This window comes from Streptomyces sp. Q6, from assembly GCF_036967205.1.
GTDB classification, from domain to species: domain Bacteria; phylum Actinomycetota; class Actinomycetes; order Streptomycetales; family Streptomycetaceae; genus Streptomyces; species Streptomyces citrinus.
Map to the genome: position 1 here is coordinate 7,384,426 of NZ_CP146022.1, position 13,894 is coordinate 7,398,319.

The window sequence follows — 13,894 nt, forward strand, 5'->3', positions numbered from 1 at the left end:
TTTTACCTACGGTGTCGTAGGTTACGTTGCCGTAGGTTAAGCGCCCCATAAAGAGTCACGGTTACGCGTACAGGCTCCGCAGGCGAACTGAGAGGCACGTCACACAGCCTTCGAGCTTCTCGAACTCCGAAATGTCCACCAGAACGGGCTCGTATCCGAGGTCCGCGAAGAGCTCCGCCGACTTCGGGGCGCTCTCCGCCATGAGCAGCCGGTCACCGCCGAGCAGCACCACGTGAGCCCCCGCCTCCTCCGGCACCGGCAGGAAGCGGGGGAACAGCGACGGGGTGTCGACCAGCGGCTCGTGCCCGATGACGGTGCCGTCCGGCAGTGCCGTCACCGCCGACTTCAGATGCAGCACCTTGCTGACGGGAACCGACACGACCTGGGCCCCGAGCGGCTCGAAAACGGCCCGCAACTGGCGCACCCCGGCCGCGTTCGTCCGGCCGCCGCGGCCCACGTAGAGCGTGTCGCCCACCTTCAGTACGTCGCCCCCGTCCAGCGTGCCCGGTTCCCACACCCAGTTGACGGAGGCACCGAGCCGCGCGACGGCCTCCTCGACCCCCGCGATCTCGCCGCGCCGCTGCTCGGCCCCCGGGCGGGTGATCAGCGCGACGTTGCGGAAAACGACGACCGTGTCCTCCACGAACACCGCGTCCGGGCAGTCGTCGGCCGGCTCCACCAGGAACGTCTCCCAGCCGTGCGCCTCCAGCGCGTCGACATAGCCCTGCCACTGCGACAGGGCCTTGTCGACGTCGACGGGCGTGCGCTCCAGGTGGGTGACGAGCCCGTCGGCGATGCGCGGTCCCGGACGGCGGACGAGGGCCTTCTTGCTGGGCACGGGTGAACTCCATGGCGATCGCGGGTGCTGCGGGAGGCCCCGACACGTGAGGACGCGCACATCATGCACAGCAGGACGGGCCGGGCGGAATCCCCCGTTACCCGGCTGTCACCTCCCCCTCACATGTGCAGCCACCGCGTCACCCCGATCGACTCCAGGAACGGCATGTCGTGGCCGGCCACGATCAGGGCCCCCTCGTACGACTCCAGCGCCGACGTCAGCTGGGCCACGCTCGCCATGTCCAGGTTGTTCGTCGGCTCGTCGAGGAGGAGCAGCTGCGGCGCGGGCTCGGCGAGCATCAGCGCGGCCAGCGCCGCCCGGAACCGCTCGCCGCCGGACAGCGTCGCCGCCGGCTGGTCGGCCCGCGCCCCCTTGAACAGGAAGCGCGCGAGCCGCGCCCGGATCCGGTTGTTCGTGGCGTCGGGCGCGAACCGGGCCACGTTCTCCGCGACGCTCAGCCCGTCGTCCAGTACGTCGAGGCGCTGCGGCAGAAAGCGCAGCGGTACGTGCGCGATCGCCTCGCCCTCGACCGGCGCGAGCTCCCCGGCGATCGTGCGCAGCAGGGTCGTCTTGCCGGCGCCGTTGCGTCCGACGAGCGCGACCCGCTCGGGCCCGCGCAGCTCGAACTGGCCCGGCAGGCCCGCCCCGTGGGCGAGCCGGAGCCCGCGCAGGGTGAGCACCTCACGGCCCGGCGGCACCGCGGTGAACGGCAGGTCGACGCGGATCTCGTCGTCGTCGCGCACCAGCTCCACGGCCTCGTCGAGGCGCTCCTTCGCCTCGGCGAGCTTCTCCTCGTGCAGGATGCGGTGCTTGCCCGCGGAGACCTGGGCGGCGCGCTTGCGGGCGCCCATCACGATCTTCGGTTCGCGCTTGGAGTCCCACATCTTCTGCCCGTAGCGCCTCCGCCGCGCCAACGTGACCTGGGCGTCGGCCAGTTGGCGCTTCTGCTTCTTCAGATCGGTCTCGGCGACCCGCACCATCCGCTCGGCCGCCTCCTGTTCGGCGGCGAGGGCCTGCTCGTAGGCGGAGAAGTTCCCGCCGTACCAGGTGACCTCGCCGCCGCGCAGATCGGCGATCTGGTCGACGTGGTCGAGGAGTTCACGGTCGTGGCTGACGACGACCATCACTCCGGACCACCCGTCGACGGCGGTGTACAGGCGCTGCCGCGCGTGCAGGTCGAGGTTGTTGGTGGGCTCGTCGAGCAGCAGCACGTCCGGGCGGCGCAGCAGCAGCGCGGCGAGCCGCAGCAGGACGGACTCGCCGCCGGACACCTCGCCGATGGTGCGGTCCAGGTCGATGTCGCCCAGGCCGAGTGCGGAGAGGGTGGCGAGCGCCCGCTCCTCGACGTCCCAGTCGTCGCCTACGGTGGTGAAGTGCTCCTCGCGCGCGTCTCCGGCCTCGATGGCGTGCAGCGCGGCGCGGACCGCGTCGATGCCGAGGGTCTCGTCGACGCGGAGCGCGGTGTCGAGCGTGATGTTCTGCGGCAGGTAGCCGATCTCGCCGCTGACCCGCACGGTGCCGTCGCCGGGCGTCAGCTCACCGGCGATCAGTTTCAACAGGGTCGATTTCCCTGACCCGTTGACGCCGATCAGGCCGGTGCGGCCGGGCCCGAAGGCGACCTGGAGGCCGTCGAAGACGCCGGTGCCGTCCGGCCAGACGTAGGACAGGCCGGTGCAGGCGACGGACGCGGGGGCGGAGCGGGGGTGACGTGTGGACGATGACATACAGGCCTCGCGGTTGCTCGATGGCGGCACGGTGACAGGGGTGCGACGCGTTCGAGACACCGCGGGGCCATGGGCAACAAAAAAGGCCTGTACCGGCGGGGAGGACGGCTCGGGATGCCGAGGTCTCACACGACGACATGTCCGTGCACGCGCGGCGAAGGCGCGGCGTGACATGCGCGGTGTCTCAAGACCTCAGACGAGCAACGTCCTTCTCCGATCGACGGCAACAGAACCACGTACACGGTAAAAAGGCGCGGCCGTCACGGTCAAGGCATTTAAATCCCGTTGCCCGTGGGGAGCGGGACGGATCCAATGAACAGCATGAACACGCCATCGCTGCCGCCCGTCCGTGTGGGTGCGCTCGTCCCGCTGTCACCGCCCGGCTGGGTGGAGGCGGGCCGGCACCTGCTCGCCGGGCTCGAACTGGCCGTCGACGAGGTCAACGCCTCCGGCGGGATCGCCGGGCGCCCCCTCGCACTGGCCGTCAGGGACACCGCGGCCGACCCGGGACGGGCCGCGACGGCCGTGGACGAACTGGCGGGCCTGGGCGTCGCCGCCGTCGTGGGGAGTACCACAGCGTCGTCGCCCGTGCCGCCGCCGCGCGTGCCGAAGCGGTCGGCGTGCCGTTCCTCTGCTCGTCCGCCGTGCTCGACGCGCTCACCGACGCACCGGCGCGGTGGGTGGCGCGGCTGGCTCCGGCGCAGTCCCGCGGCTGGCGGATCTTCGCGGACTTCCTGCTCGCCGAGGGCCGTCGCCGCATCGCCGTGGCGGCTCAGCCGAGCGTCTACTGGGCGGCGGGGACGGACATCCTGCGGGACCACGTCACGGCCCGCGGCGGCAGCGTGGTCGTCCTCGACGCGCACGCGCTGACCCCCGCGGCCCTGTGCGACGCGCTCGCCGCCGACGGCGCGACGGCGCTCCTGCTCCTGGTCGGCGCGCCGGACCCGGCGGTCCCCCTCGTCAAGGCGATCCGGGCGGACCCGCGGCTCACCGAGATCCTGATCGGCGCGCCCGCCGGACAGCCGGAGTTCCCCGGATGGGCGGCGGCGCTCGGCGCCGACGGCGCCGGCATCCCGTTCCTGCGCTACCTGCCCGAACGCCTCGGCCCGCTGGGCGAGCGCGTCGACCGGCTCCTTCGCCACCGGCTGGGCGAGCCGCCCTCCTTCGTCGCGCACGAGGGCTGGGACACGATCACCGTCCTGGCCGAGTCGCTGCGCGCGCACGGCACCGACCGCGCGGCGACGGCCGCTTCCTGGCCGCACCTGACGGTCGAGGGTACCCGGGGTCCGATCCGCTTCTCGCGCACGCCGGGCATCACCGTGGCGCAGTGGACCTGGCCGCCCGTCCAGGTGGCCGACCGGTCCCCGTCCGACCCCGGCGCCTTCCGGACGCGCTGGACGGGCTGACGGGCGGGGCCGCAAACGCTCAGTAGGCGTCCCGCATCAGCTCCACCAGATCACTGTCCATGTCCATGTGCAGGGCCTCGGCGCCGGCCGGGACCAGCTCCGCCGTGTCCGTCAGGAAGCGCTCCAGCTCGCCGGTGCGGACGTGCACGATCGCGGTGCCCTCCACGGCGTGGAACTCCAGGACCGTCCGGTCGTAGCCGTAGGGCCGCACCCGCACGTCACCGGTGCCCGCGGACTCCGCCACCCCGGTGGACAGCAGCTCACGGGCGAAGGTCCAGCACACCTCGACGCCTTCGAGCGTCGCGGGGGCCGGGAAGGACATACGGACCGCGAACGGGTCCCGTACGTCGTAGCGAAGGGTCGCGGGGATGCTCGCCATCCGCGGTGCGGCGGCGACGAGACGGGCCTCTACGGCTTGCTCGATGACGGTGGACGACAACGCCTGCTCCCTAGTGACGGACGATCTGAAGGCCTTACCTGAATAGACGACGGAACGATGTAATCCGTGCACCTCACGTCAGGTGAAATGCGAGTGACCTCTGTCACCGGTTTCAACCATGGTGCTCTGGACGCAGCCGGGACAGTGGACTAGCTTCGCGCGCCATGAGGCGACTGAGCACGTGGGGCACACGGGGCACGCTGAGGAAACTGATGGCTCTGGTCGCGGTGGTGCTGGCGGTCTCCGCCTCCGTACCGGCCGCCGCACAGACGTCCGGCACGGGGAAGGATCCCCTCTGGGAACTGAGACCCACGAACAAGGACGTTCGGTTCCGCGGTCTCGCCGCCGTCGACCGCGACACGGCGTGGGTCGCGGGCTCGAAGGGCACCGTCCTGCGCACCACCGACGGCGGGACGCGCTGGAGCGACGTGTCGCCGCCCGCCGCGGCCGGACTCGAACTGCGGGACATCGAGGCGTTCGACGCACGTCGCGCCGTGGCCCTAGCGATCGGCGAGGGCGAGGACTCCCGGATCTTCCGTACGGACGACGGCGGCGCGACCTGGACCGAGTCGTTCCGAAACCCCGACCCGAAGGCGTTCTACGACTGCGTCACGTTCTTCGACCACCGGCACGGGCTCGCGATGAGCGACCCGGTGGACGGCACGTACCGCATCCTGTCGACCCGCGACGGCGGCCGATCCTGGACGGTCCTGCCGAGTGCCGGCATGCCGCCCGCGCAGACCGGCGAGGCGGGCTTCGCGGCGTCCGGCCAGTGCCTGGTGGCGTCGGGCCCGAAGGACGTCTGGCTGGCCACCGGCGGCGGCGCGACCGCCCGCGTGCTGCACTCCGCGGACCGGGGTCTGACGTGGACGGCGACCGATACGCCGATCCCGGCGGGCGACTCCGCGCGCGGTGTCTTCGGCCTCGCCTTCCGTGACCGTACGCACGGCATCGCCGTCGGCGGCGACTACCGCGCCGACCAGCCCTCGCCGCGGGCGGCCGCGGTCACCGGCGACGCGGGCCGCACCTGGACCGGATCGGCGCAGCCGCCGCCCGCGTACCGCTCGGGTGTCGCCTGGCTCCCGCGCACGCACTCCGGGGCCCTCGCGGTCGGCCCCACCGGAACCGACCTCACCACGGACGGCGGCCGCACCTGGCGCACCGTGGACACGGGCTCGTACGACACGGTCGACTGCACCCGGGACGGGGCCTGCTGGGCGTCCGGCGAGAAGGGGCGGGTGGCGCGCCTGCGGCGTTAGCCGGCGGGCGACTCCTGCCGGAAGGTGGCCAGTTCGGGGGCGGTCCGCGCCGCGATGAACTCGGTGATCCCGTACGCGCACACCCCGCCGGTCACGAAGGGGTCGGTCGCCGCGAGCTGTTCGACGGCCCGGCGATCGTCCCCCGCGGCGATGATGATGCCGCCGTCGCGCGGCTCCTTGCGGCCCGCCGCGAGGAAGGTCCCCGCGGCGAAGTGCCCGTCGAGCCAGGCGCGGTGCGCCTCCAGGAGGGCGTCCACGCGCTCGATCGGTGCCGTGTATGTCAATTCCAGTACGAACATGATCGTCAGGGTACGCGCGGTCTTGTGGCGTGCGTTGAAGTGTGCGTGATCTACGCATAGGGCGATGCCCGGAGCCACCCCCGCGATCGCCCTGCGCGAGGCGTACGGCGAGGTGCACGCCGTCGACGGCATCCAACTCGACGTCGCCGAGGGCGAGTCCGGGCACGTGCGAAGAGGTCCCGCCGCCTGTGATCCCGGTGTACGCGGCCCAGCGCCTGTCGTCCGACACGACGGCGGGCGGCAGGCTCTGACCGTCCGACGCGCCCTAGGCGCCCGTCATCAGCCGGGACATGCCCACCGACCCGTACGACGAGGTCTCGACGAACCCGAACTTCTCGTAGAGGAACTTCGCGGGGCCGTCCGCGATGAGCGACACGTACGCCGTCGCGGGCGCGCGCCGCTCCAGCTCCTGCGTGAGCGCGGCCATGATGCGCTTGCCGAGGCCCGCGCCCTGGTGGTCGGGGTGCACGCAGATGTCGACGATCAGGAACGCCGTGCCGCCGTCCCCGACGATCCGGCCCATCCCGATCGGCTCGCCCTCGTGCCGCAGCACGACGCCGTACCAGGTGTGGGGCAGGGCGAGGGCGGCCGCCTCGGGGGACTTGTCGGACAGGCCCGCGTCCGTGCGCAGCCGCCGGTACACCTCGACGGACGGAACCCCGGGCTCCAATACGTAAGGGGCCGCGTGAGGGTCCACGTCAACACCTTCGTAAGGGTCGATGGAGTCATTCATGCCTTACATCATACGAGGGTGCGGGGCGCCGCTGTCTAGGGTGTGGGCATGCTCACGACCACGGGGATCCCTGACGGCTGGCCGACGGACGAGGCCGCGGCGCGCGCGGTGCAGGACGCGCTGCGCGACCGCGTCGCCCTGGACGAGGCCGGCCCGCCGCCGGGGACCGGCACCGTCACCGGCATCGACGTCGCGTACGACGACGAGCACGACGTCGTCGCCGCGGCCGCCGTCGTCCTGGACGCGGCCACGCTCGACGTGCTCGAAGAGGCGACGGCCGTCGGGCACGTCGCCTTCCCCTACGTTCCCGGGCTGTTGGCGTTCCGCGAGATCCCGGCCGTCCTCGGTGCCCTGGAGGCGCTGCGCACCGATCCCGGGCTCGTGGTCTGCGACGGCTACGGCCGCGCGCATCCGCGCCGCTTCGGCCTGGCGAGCCACCTCGGCGTGCTCACCGGGCTGCCGACGATGGGCGTCGCGAAGAACCCGTTCGCCTTCGCGCACGGCGAGTTGGGCCGGGCGCGGGGGAGCACGGCCGCCCTCCTGGACGGCGCCGAGGAGGTCGGCCGCGCGCTGCGCACCCGCGACGGCGTGAAGCCGGTCTACGTGTCCGTGGGCCACCGGATCTCCCTGGACAACGCGTGCGCGCACGCGCTGTCCCTGACCCCGGCCTATCGCGTCCCGGAGACCACGCGACGGGCCGACCGGCTGTGCAGGGACGCCCTGGTCAGCGCTCGGCGGCGACCCGGAACGTGATCCCGGCCGCCCGCAGCCGCTCGATCAGCGCGTCGCCCATCGCCACGACCGTCGTCACCTGCCCTGCGGTGTCCGGAAGTTCGTCCTGCGCGAGACACATCGCGGACTCGGCGAGCATCTTCGCCGTCTCGTCGTACCCGGGGTCGCCGCCGGCCACCTCGGTGAACACCCGGCGCCCGCCGCCCTCGCCGACGAACCGCACCGAGAACCAGCTCTTCGCCCGGCGCTCCCGGCCCGGCCCGTCGCCGGGCAGCAGCCGCCCGCCCAGCCACCGCCGTGCGGGCGGCACCTGGGCCGCCGCGAACAGGGCACCGGCCGCCGCGACCCCGCCCACCGCGACCGGCAGCGACTTCACGGCCGCGTAGTGCCGGTAGCGGAAGTCGGGCCCGTAGGACTCCAGGGCGCGCGCCGAGCGCTGCACCACCTGCGGGTCGATCGTGGGCAGCGGCACCGCCCACGCCCCGACCTCCTTGGCGAAACGCGGGGTCCCGGTCGGCGCGTACGCGGTGCGGCCCACGAGCCGCGGCTGGTGGCGCCGCCGGTCCTGGTGCGCGGCGACCATCTGCCGGGCCCGCCCGAACTGGTTCAGGGCGGAGGCGAACGTGCCGCCCGAGAACGTCGCGTTCGACCGTACGAAACCGTCGACCCGCAGCGGCACGCCCTTGGGCAGCTGCCGCACCGTGAAGTACGCGCCCAGGTCGTGCGGGATCGAGTCGAAGCCACAGGCGTGCACCAGCCGGGCGCCCGTCTCGCGCGCGCGGGCGTCGTGGCGCACATACATGAGGTCCACGAACTCCGGCTCGCCCGTGAGGTCCACATAGTCGGTGCCCGCGTCGGCGCAGGCCGCGACGAGCCCTTCGCCGTACTCCAGGTACGGGCCCACGGTCGTGGCCACCACGCGCGCGCGGGCGGCCAGTTCGCGCAGACTCGCCCGGTCGGCGACGTCCGCGCGCACCAGCGGGAGCACCGCGCACGACGGATCGATCCCGGTGAGCCGCTCGCGCAGCCGCTCCAGCTTCGCCGTGTCCCGGCCCGCGATCGCCCAGCGCAACCCCTCGGGGGCGTGCGCCGCGAGGTATTCGGCGGTGAGCACCCCGACGAAGCCCGTCGCCCCGAACAGCACCACGTCGTACGGCCTGTCCGCCCTGCCGTCTGTCGTACCCGACTCGTTCATGACATCCCTCACCGTGCGTCGCGCGCCGTTGTCGGTGGCCGAGGCTAGCGTGGACGGGGAGCGGGGCCGCACGGGCCCCTGCCCGGAAGCGGAGGCCGCCGTGACCGAACCGAGGAAACCGTCGCAGCGGGCCCTGCGCACGTGGGCCCGGGTGCGGGAGTTCGCGCTCGGGCTGCCCGGCGCCACCGAGGAGTTCCCCTGGGGCGAGACGGTGGCGAAGGTGAACAAGAAGGTGTTCGTCTTCATGGGCGTCGACGACGGCACCTACCCGATGGGCCTGACCGTCAAGCTCACGGACGAGGAGGCCCATGCCCACGCCCTGACGGCGCCCGGTGCCGAGCCCGCCGGGTACGGGCTCGGCAAGGCGGGCTGGGTGCGCGTCCCGCTGGACGAGAAGGGCGCACCGGCCGCGGACCTGCTGTGCGACTGGGTGGAGGAGAGCTACCGGACGATCGCGCCCAAGAGGCTCATCGCCGAGCTGGACGGCGCGGGGGAGTGATCCTCGGTCGCGTCCGCCGGGATCGCGTCGGCCGGGGTCACGTCCGCTGGGACGCGGCCGCCAGCGCCTTGAGGTCGACGGTCTCGTCGGCCGAGGGCTCCTGCGGTTCGACCGCCTTGCCGTAGTCGCTGAAGGTCGCCGTGTTGGGGCTCTCGCCGCCGCTCGACGTGGTGCGCAGGATGTACGGCTTGCCCTCGGTGGCGACGTAGAGCGTCAGCGTCTCGCCGCCGGACGCCTTCTTCGTGAGCTTGATCGCCTCCTTGCCGTCGACGGTGGTCGTGCCTGCCTTCTTGAGCCCCTTGCGCTCGGACTTGTCCTCGTCCATCGACGCCACGAGCCCCTGCTTGTCGCACAGGCCCTGCGTCATGGAGTCGTCCGCCGGTGTCTTGACCCACTTGTCCTTGACCTTCGGCACGATCTTCCCGGCCCCGGGCTGCTCCTTCAGGGCGGTCTGCCAGTACTTCTCGTCGCCCCGCAGATAGAGCGTGCCGTCGAGGTGGCGCACGTCGGCGGTCGTGCCCGCCGTCTTGATGGTGCCGTCGCAGTTCTTGCGCTGGTCCACCGCCAGATCCACGGTGAGTTCCTCGCCGCCGGACTGCCGCATCCTGCCCTTCACGTGCATCGAGTCGGCCTGTTCCGTGGCCTTGACCGCGTCGGCCGCTATCCGGTCGGCGCTCGTTCCCTTGAAGGCCTCGCCACCTTCGTCACTGTCACCACCGCACCCCACGAGCCCCAGTAACGACATTCCGGCGACGGCGGTCAGTGTCAGCACACGACTCCCGTGCATCTCTTGGTCTCCCTTCCGAGGAACTTACGGACGAAATCCCCGAATACCCCACGAGTCCGGGTGGTCACCGGAAGGCAGGTGTCCACTTTGCGCGGCGAGGGAGGGCGCGCGGAGCGTGAGCCCGTAAATTGGCTAAGCGCTTGCTCGTTCGGGGCTTGTGCTCACCGGAACGTGTTCTTAGCATCACTGGTGTTACATCAGTTGTGTCACAGACTAGGGACGTGACGGATGGCAGTGGCAGGCACCGAAACCCGCGACCGGCAGGGCGGCCCGCTCACCGGGGTGCGCGTCGTCGAGCTCGCCGGCATCGGCCCCGGACCGTTCGCCGCGATGCTCCTCGCCGACCTGGGCGCCGACGTCGTACGCGTCGACCGGCCCGGCGGCTCCGGCCTCGCGATCGACCCCGCGTACGACATCACCAACCGCAACAAGCGCTCCGTCCTCGTCGACCTGAAGGCCGAGGGCGGCTCCGAGCAGGTGCTCCAACTCGTCGAGCGCGCCGACGTGCTGATCGAGGGCTACCGCCCCGGCGTCGCCGAGCGCCTCGGCGTCGGACCCGAGGAGTGCCGCGCCCGCAACCCGAAACTGGTCTACGGCCGGATGACCGGCTGGGGCCAGGAGGGCCCCCTCGCGCAGCGCGCCGGGCACGACATCGCCTACATCGCGCTCACCGGCACCCTCGGCATGATCGGCAAGCCCGGCGAACCCCCGACCGTCCCCGCCAACCTCGTCGGGGACTACGCGGGCGGCTCGCTGTACCTGGTCGTCGGCATCCTCGCCGCCCTCCACCACGCGCGCGACACCGGGGCGGGCCAGGTCGTCGACGCCGCCATCGTCGACGGCGCGTCCCACCTCGCCGCGATGATCCACGGCATGCTCGCGGCCGGCGGCTGGCAGGACCGGCGCGGCGCCAACCTGCTCGACGGCGGCTGTCCGTTCTACGGCACGTACGAGACCGCCGACGGCCGGTACATGGCGGTCGGCGCCCTGGAGCAGCAGTTCTACGACGAGTTCATCGCACTCATGGGCCTCGCGGACATCGCTCCCGCACGCAAGGACCTCACACGCTGGGACGAGCTGCGCGACGCCGTCGCCGCCCGCTTCAAGGACCGTACGAGAGACGAGTGGACGGCCGTCTTCGAGGGCTCGGACGCCTGCGTCGCCCCCGTGCTCTCGCTGCGCGAGGCGCCCGCCCACCCGCACCTCGCCGCCCGCGGCACCTTCGTCGAGCACGGCGGCATCACCCAGCCCGCCCCCGCGCCCCGCTTCTCGGCCACCCCCGCCACCGTCCGCTCGGGCCCCGCCCGGCCGGGCGCCGACACCGCCGACGTCGCCCGCGACTGGGGCGTACCGGCGCTGCACGAGCCCACGAAGAAAGGCAGTTGATCGCGAGCATGGAACGACGCCTGTTCAGCGCCGAGCACGAGGCGTTCCGCGAGACCGTCCGCACCTTCCTCGCCAAGGAGGTGACCCCGCACCACGAGCGGTGGGAGAAGGACGGCATCGTCGCGCGCGAGGCCTGGCTCGCCGCCGGACGCCAGGGCCTGCTCGGACTCGCCGTGCCCGAGGAGTACGGGGGCGGCGGCAACCCTGACTTCCGCTACAGCGCCGTGCTCGCCGAGGAGTTCACCCGCGCGGGCGCCTCCGGCCTCGCCGTCGGACTGCACAACGACATCATCGGCCCGTACCTCACCTCGCTCGCCACCGAGGAGCAGAAGCGCCGCTGGCTGCCCGGCTTCTGCGACGGCTCGCTGATCACCGCGATCGCCATGACCGAACCCGGCGCCGGATCCGACCTCCAGGGCATCCGCACCACCGCCGAGGACAAGGGCGACCACTGGCTGCTCAACGGCTCCAAGACCTTCATCTCGAACGGCATCCTCGCCGACCTCGTCATCGTCGTCGCGAAGACCACCCCCGAGGGCGGCGCGCGCGGGCTCTCCCTCCTCGTCGTCGAGCGCGGCACGGCGGGCTTCGAGCGCGGCCGCAACCTCGACAAGATCGGCCAGAAGGCCCAGGACACCGCGGAGTTGTTCTTCCACGACGTACGCGTCCCGAAGGAGAACCTGCTCGGCGAGCGCGACGGCGCCTTCGTCCACCTGATGACGAACCTCGCCCAGGAGCGCATGGGCATCGCGGTCGCCGCCATCGCGGCCGCCGAGCACCTCCTGGAGATCACCACGAGCTACGTGAAGGAGCGCGAGGCCTTCGGACGGCCGCTCGCCAAGCTCCAGCACATCCGGTTCGAGATAGCGGAGATGGCCACCGAGTGCGCCGTCACGCGGACGTTCCTCGACCGCTGCATCGAGGACCACTGCGCGGGCACCCTCGACGCCGTGCACGCCTCCATGGCCAAGTGGTGGGCCACCGAACTCCAGAAGCGCGTCGCCGACCGCTGCCTCCAACTGCACGGCGGATACGGCTACATGACCGAGTACCGCGTCGCGAAGGCCTTCACCGACGGACGCATCCAGACCATCTACGGCGGCACCACCGAGATCATGAAGGAGATCATCGGACGCTCGCTGCTGTCCTGACCCGACCCTCGTTCCGCTGCTCCGAAAGGCACCTCCGTGACCACTGACGCGTACGTCTACGACGCGATCCGCACCCCGCGCGGCCGGGGCAAGGCCACCGGCTCCCTGCACGGCACCAAGCCGATCGACCTCGTCGTCGGCCTCATCCACGAGATCAGGGCCCGCTTCCCCGGCCTCGACCCCGCCGCCATCGACGACATCGTCCTCGGCGTCGTCGGACCCGTCGGCGACCAGGGCTCCGACATCGCCCGCATCGCCGCCATCGCGGCCGGACTGCCCGACACGGTCGCGGGCGTCCAGGAGAACCGCTTCTGTGCGTCGGGCCTCGAAGCGGTCAACCTGGCCGCGATGAAGGTGCGTTCGGGCTGGGAGGACCTCGTCCTCGCCGGTGGTGTCGAGTCCATGTCGCGGGTGCCGATGGCCTCCGACGGCGGTGCCTGGTTCGCCGACCCGATGACCAACTTCGACACCGGGTTCGTCCCGCAGGGCATCGGCGCCGACCTCATCGCCACCATCGAGGGCTTCTCCCGACGCGACGTCGACGAGTACGCGGCGCTCTCCCAGGAGCGGGCGGCCGCCGCCGTGAAGGACGGGCGCTTCGAGCGGTCCGTCGTCCCGGTCAAGGACCGCAGTGGACTCACGGTCCTCGACCACGACGAGTTCCTGCGCCCGGGGACCACCGCCGACTCGCTGGCGAAGCTGAAGCCGTCGTTCGCCGACATCGGCGACCTGGGCGGCTTCGACGCGGTCGCGCTCCAGAAGTACCACTGGGTCGAGAAGATCGACCACGTCCACCACGCGGGCAACTCCTCGGGCATCGTCGACGGCGCCTCGCTCGTCGCCATCGGCTCGCGCGAGGTCGGCGAGCGGTACGACCTGACGCCGCGCGCCCGTGTCGTCTCGGTCGCCGTCTCCGGCTCCGAGCCGACCATCATGCTGACCGGGCCCGCGCCCGCCACCCGCAAGGCCCTCGCCAAGGCGGGCCTGACCATCGACGACATCGACCTCGTCGAGATCAACGAGGCCTTCGCGGCGGTCGTGCTCCGCTTCGTGCGGGACATGGGCCTCTCCCTGGACAAGGTCAACGTCAACGGCGGCGCGATCGCTCTCGGCCACCCGCTGGGCGCGACCGGGGCGATGATCCTGGGCACGCTCGTCGACGAACTCGAGCGCAGGGACCTCCGGTACGGGCTCGCCACGTTGTGCGTCGGCGGCGGGATGGGGATCGCGACGATCGTGGAGCGGGTGTAGCGCCGCAGGGAGCGTTTTCCGTCGCCCGGTGCGGGTGCGCCGTGGGCTGGTCGCGCGGTTCCCTCAGCCCCTGAAACGCAGGTGCCGCGCGCCGCATTTCCCCGAGGAGATGCCGCACGAAGTGCGCGTCTCGGGGGCGCGGGGAACCACGCGACCAGCCACGAACCTCCCGCACCCGGCGACGAAGAACACGCC

At 72.1% G+C, this 13,894-nt stretch carries 13 protein-coding genes and 1 pseudogene; 7 read left to right on the forward strand and 7 right to left on the reverse strand.

Annotated features, from left to right (window positions below; all coding sequences use genetic code 11):
• Window positions 1-61: 61 nt before the first annotated feature.
• On the reverse strand, window positions 62-838 hold the full coding sequence (ddaH, locus tag V2W30_RS33970; protein WP_338702423.1) for a dimethylargininase: 777 nt from the start codon (window positions 836-838) through the stop codon (window positions 62-64).
• Window positions 839-957: 119 nt separating this feature from the next.
• Window positions 958-2,562, reverse strand: a complete 1,605-nt coding sequence (locus V2W30_RS33975) for an ABC-F family ATP-binding cassette domain-containing protein (RefSeq protein ID WP_338702424.1) — start codon at window positions 2,560-2,562, stop codon at window positions 958-960.
• Between the two features lie 321 nt (window positions 2,563-2,883).
• On the opposite strand from V2W30_RS33975, the pseudogene V2W30_RS33980 reads away from it, so the two are divergent.
• Window positions 2,884-3,968: pseudogene (locus V2W30_RS33980) on the forward strand (ABC transporter substrate-binding protein).
• Window positions 3,969-3,987: 19 nt separating this feature from the next.
• Here the strand turns inward: V2W30_RS33980 and V2W30_RS33985 are convergent.
• A complete protein-coding gene (locus V2W30_RS33985) occupies window positions 3,988-4,347 on the reverse strand; it encodes an SsgA family sporulation/cell division regulator (protein ID WP_338703869.1) in 360 nt (119 codons plus the stop codon).
• 272 nt (window positions 4,348-4,619) lie between these two features.
• Between V2W30_RS33985 and V2W30_RS33990 the strand changes: the two genes are divergently transcribed.
• Entirely contained in the window at window positions 4,620-5,666 is a 1,047-nt protein-coding gene (locus V2W30_RS33990) for an oxidoreductase (protein WP_338702425.1), read from the forward strand.
• Here V2W30_RS33990 and V2W30_RS33995 read toward each other — a convergent pair.
• Both V2W30_RS33995 and V2W30_RS34000 read right to left on the reverse strand, forming a co-directional pair.
• The gene (locus tag V2W30_RS33995; protein WP_338702427.1) at window positions 5,663-5,965 is read right to left on the reverse strand and encodes a YciI family protein; all 303 of its coding nucleotides are present in this window, start codon (window positions 5,963-5,965) and stop codon (window positions 5,663-5,665) included. The two genes, V2W30_RS33990 and V2W30_RS33995, sit on opposite strands and share 4 nt — an antisense overlap.
• A 265-nt stretch (window positions 5,966-6,230) precedes the next feature.
• Complete coding sequence (locus V2W30_RS34000) at window positions 6,231-6,662, reverse strand: GNAT family N-acetyltransferase (RefSeq protein WP_338702429.1); 432 nt, start codon at window positions 6,660-6,662, stop codon at window positions 6,231-6,233.
• A gap of 84 nt (window positions 6,663-6,746) precedes the next feature.
• Between V2W30_RS34000 and V2W30_RS34005 the strand changes: the two genes are divergently transcribed.
• The gene (locus tag V2W30_RS34005; RefSeq protein WP_338702430.1) at window positions 6,747-7,451 is read left to right on the forward strand and encodes an endonuclease V; all 705 of its coding nucleotides are present in this window, start codon (window positions 6,747-6,749) and stop codon (window positions 7,449-7,451) included.
• On the opposite strand, the gene V2W30_RS34010 is transcribed toward V2W30_RS34005, so the two are convergent.
• The gene (locus V2W30_RS34010) at window positions 7,423-8,625 is read right to left on the reverse strand and encodes a saccharopine dehydrogenase family protein (protein ID WP_338702432.1); all 1,203 of its coding nucleotides are present in this window, start codon (window positions 8,623-8,625) and stop codon (window positions 7,423-7,425) included. The genes V2W30_RS34005 and V2W30_RS34010 overlap by 29 nt on opposite strands.
• A gap of 100 nt (window positions 8,626-8,725) precedes the next feature.
• Between V2W30_RS34010 and V2W30_RS34015 the strand changes: the two genes are divergently transcribed.
• A complete protein-coding gene (locus tag V2W30_RS34015; protein ID WP_338702433.1) occupies window positions 8,726-9,124 on the forward strand; it encodes an MmcQ/YjbR family DNA-binding protein in 399 nt (132 codons plus the stop codon).
• Window positions 9,125-9,161: 37 nt separating this feature from the next.
• On the opposite strand, the gene V2W30_RS34020 is transcribed toward V2W30_RS34015, so the two are convergent.
• The gene (locus V2W30_RS34020) at window positions 9,162-9,911 is read right to left on the reverse strand and encodes a hypothetical protein (protein ID WP_338702434.1); all 750 of its coding nucleotides are present in this window, start codon (window positions 9,909-9,911) and stop codon (window positions 9,162-9,164) included.
• 228 nt (window positions 9,912-10,139) lie between these two features.
• Here V2W30_RS34020 and V2W30_RS34025 point away from each other — a divergent pair, with 228 nt between their 5' ends.
• Genes V2W30_RS34025 through V2W30_RS34035 form a run of 3 tightly spaced genes read left to right on the forward strand, consistent with a single transcriptional unit; the run spans window position 10,140 to window position 13,699 of the window.
• On the forward strand, window positions 10,140-11,297 hold the full coding sequence (locus V2W30_RS34025; protein ID WP_338702435.1) for a CaiB/BaiF CoA-transferase family protein: 1,158 nt from the start codon (window positions 10,140-10,142) through the stop codon (window positions 11,295-11,297).
• An 8-nt stretch (window positions 11,298-11,305) separates the two neighbouring features.
• Complete coding sequence (locus V2W30_RS34030) at window positions 11,306-12,448, forward strand: acyl-CoA dehydrogenase family protein (RefSeq protein ID WP_338702436.1); 1,143 nt, start codon at window positions 11,306-11,308, stop codon at window positions 12,446-12,448.
• A 36-nt stretch (window positions 12,449-12,484) separates the two neighbouring features.
• On the forward strand, window positions 12,485-13,699 hold the full coding sequence (locus V2W30_RS34035; RefSeq protein WP_338702437.1) for an acetyl-CoA C-acetyltransferase: 1,215 nt from the start codon (window positions 12,485-12,487) through the stop codon (window positions 13,697-13,699).
• Window positions 13,700-13,894: the final 195 nt, after the last annotated feature.

Excerpts from the sequence above, each read along its gene's own strand:
- V2W30_RS33975 (WP_338702424.1), bottom strand. The coding sequence starts at position 2,562 with ATGTCATCGTCCACACGTCACCCCCGCTCCGCCCCCGCGTCCGTCGCC.
- V2W30_RS33985 (WP_338703869.1), bottom strand. The coding sequence starts at position 4,347 with ATGGCGAGCATCCCCGCGACCCTTCGCTACGACGTACGGGACCCGTTC.
- V2W30_RS33990 (WP_338702425.1), top strand. The coding sequence starts at position 4,620 with ATGGCTCTGGTCGCGGTGGTGCTGGCGGTCTCCGCCTCCGTACCGGCC.
- V2W30_RS33995 (WP_338702427.1), bottom strand. The coding sequence starts at position 5,965 with ATGTTCGTACTGGAATTGACATACACGGCACCGATCGAGCGCGTGGAC.
- V2W30_RS34005 (WP_338702430.1), top strand. The coding sequence starts at position 6,747 with ATGCTCACGACCACGGGGATCCCTGACGGCTGGCCGACGGACGAGGCC.
- V2W30_RS34010 (WP_338702432.1), bottom strand. The coding sequence starts at position 8,625 with ATGAACGAGTCGGGTACGACAGACGGCAGGGCGGACAGGCCGTACGAC.
- V2W30_RS34020 (WP_338702434.1), bottom strand. The coding sequence starts at position 9,911 with ATGCACGGGAGTCGTGTGCTGACACTGACCGCCGTCGCCGGAATGTCG.
- V2W30_RS34025 (WP_338702435.1), top strand. The coding sequence starts at position 10,140 with ATGGCAGTGGCAGGCACCGAAACCCGCGACCGGCAGGGCGGCCCGCTC.
- V2W30_RS34030 (WP_338702436.1), top strand. The coding sequence starts at position 11,306 with ATGGAACGACGCCTGTTCAGCGCCGAGCACGAGGCGTTCCGCGAGACC.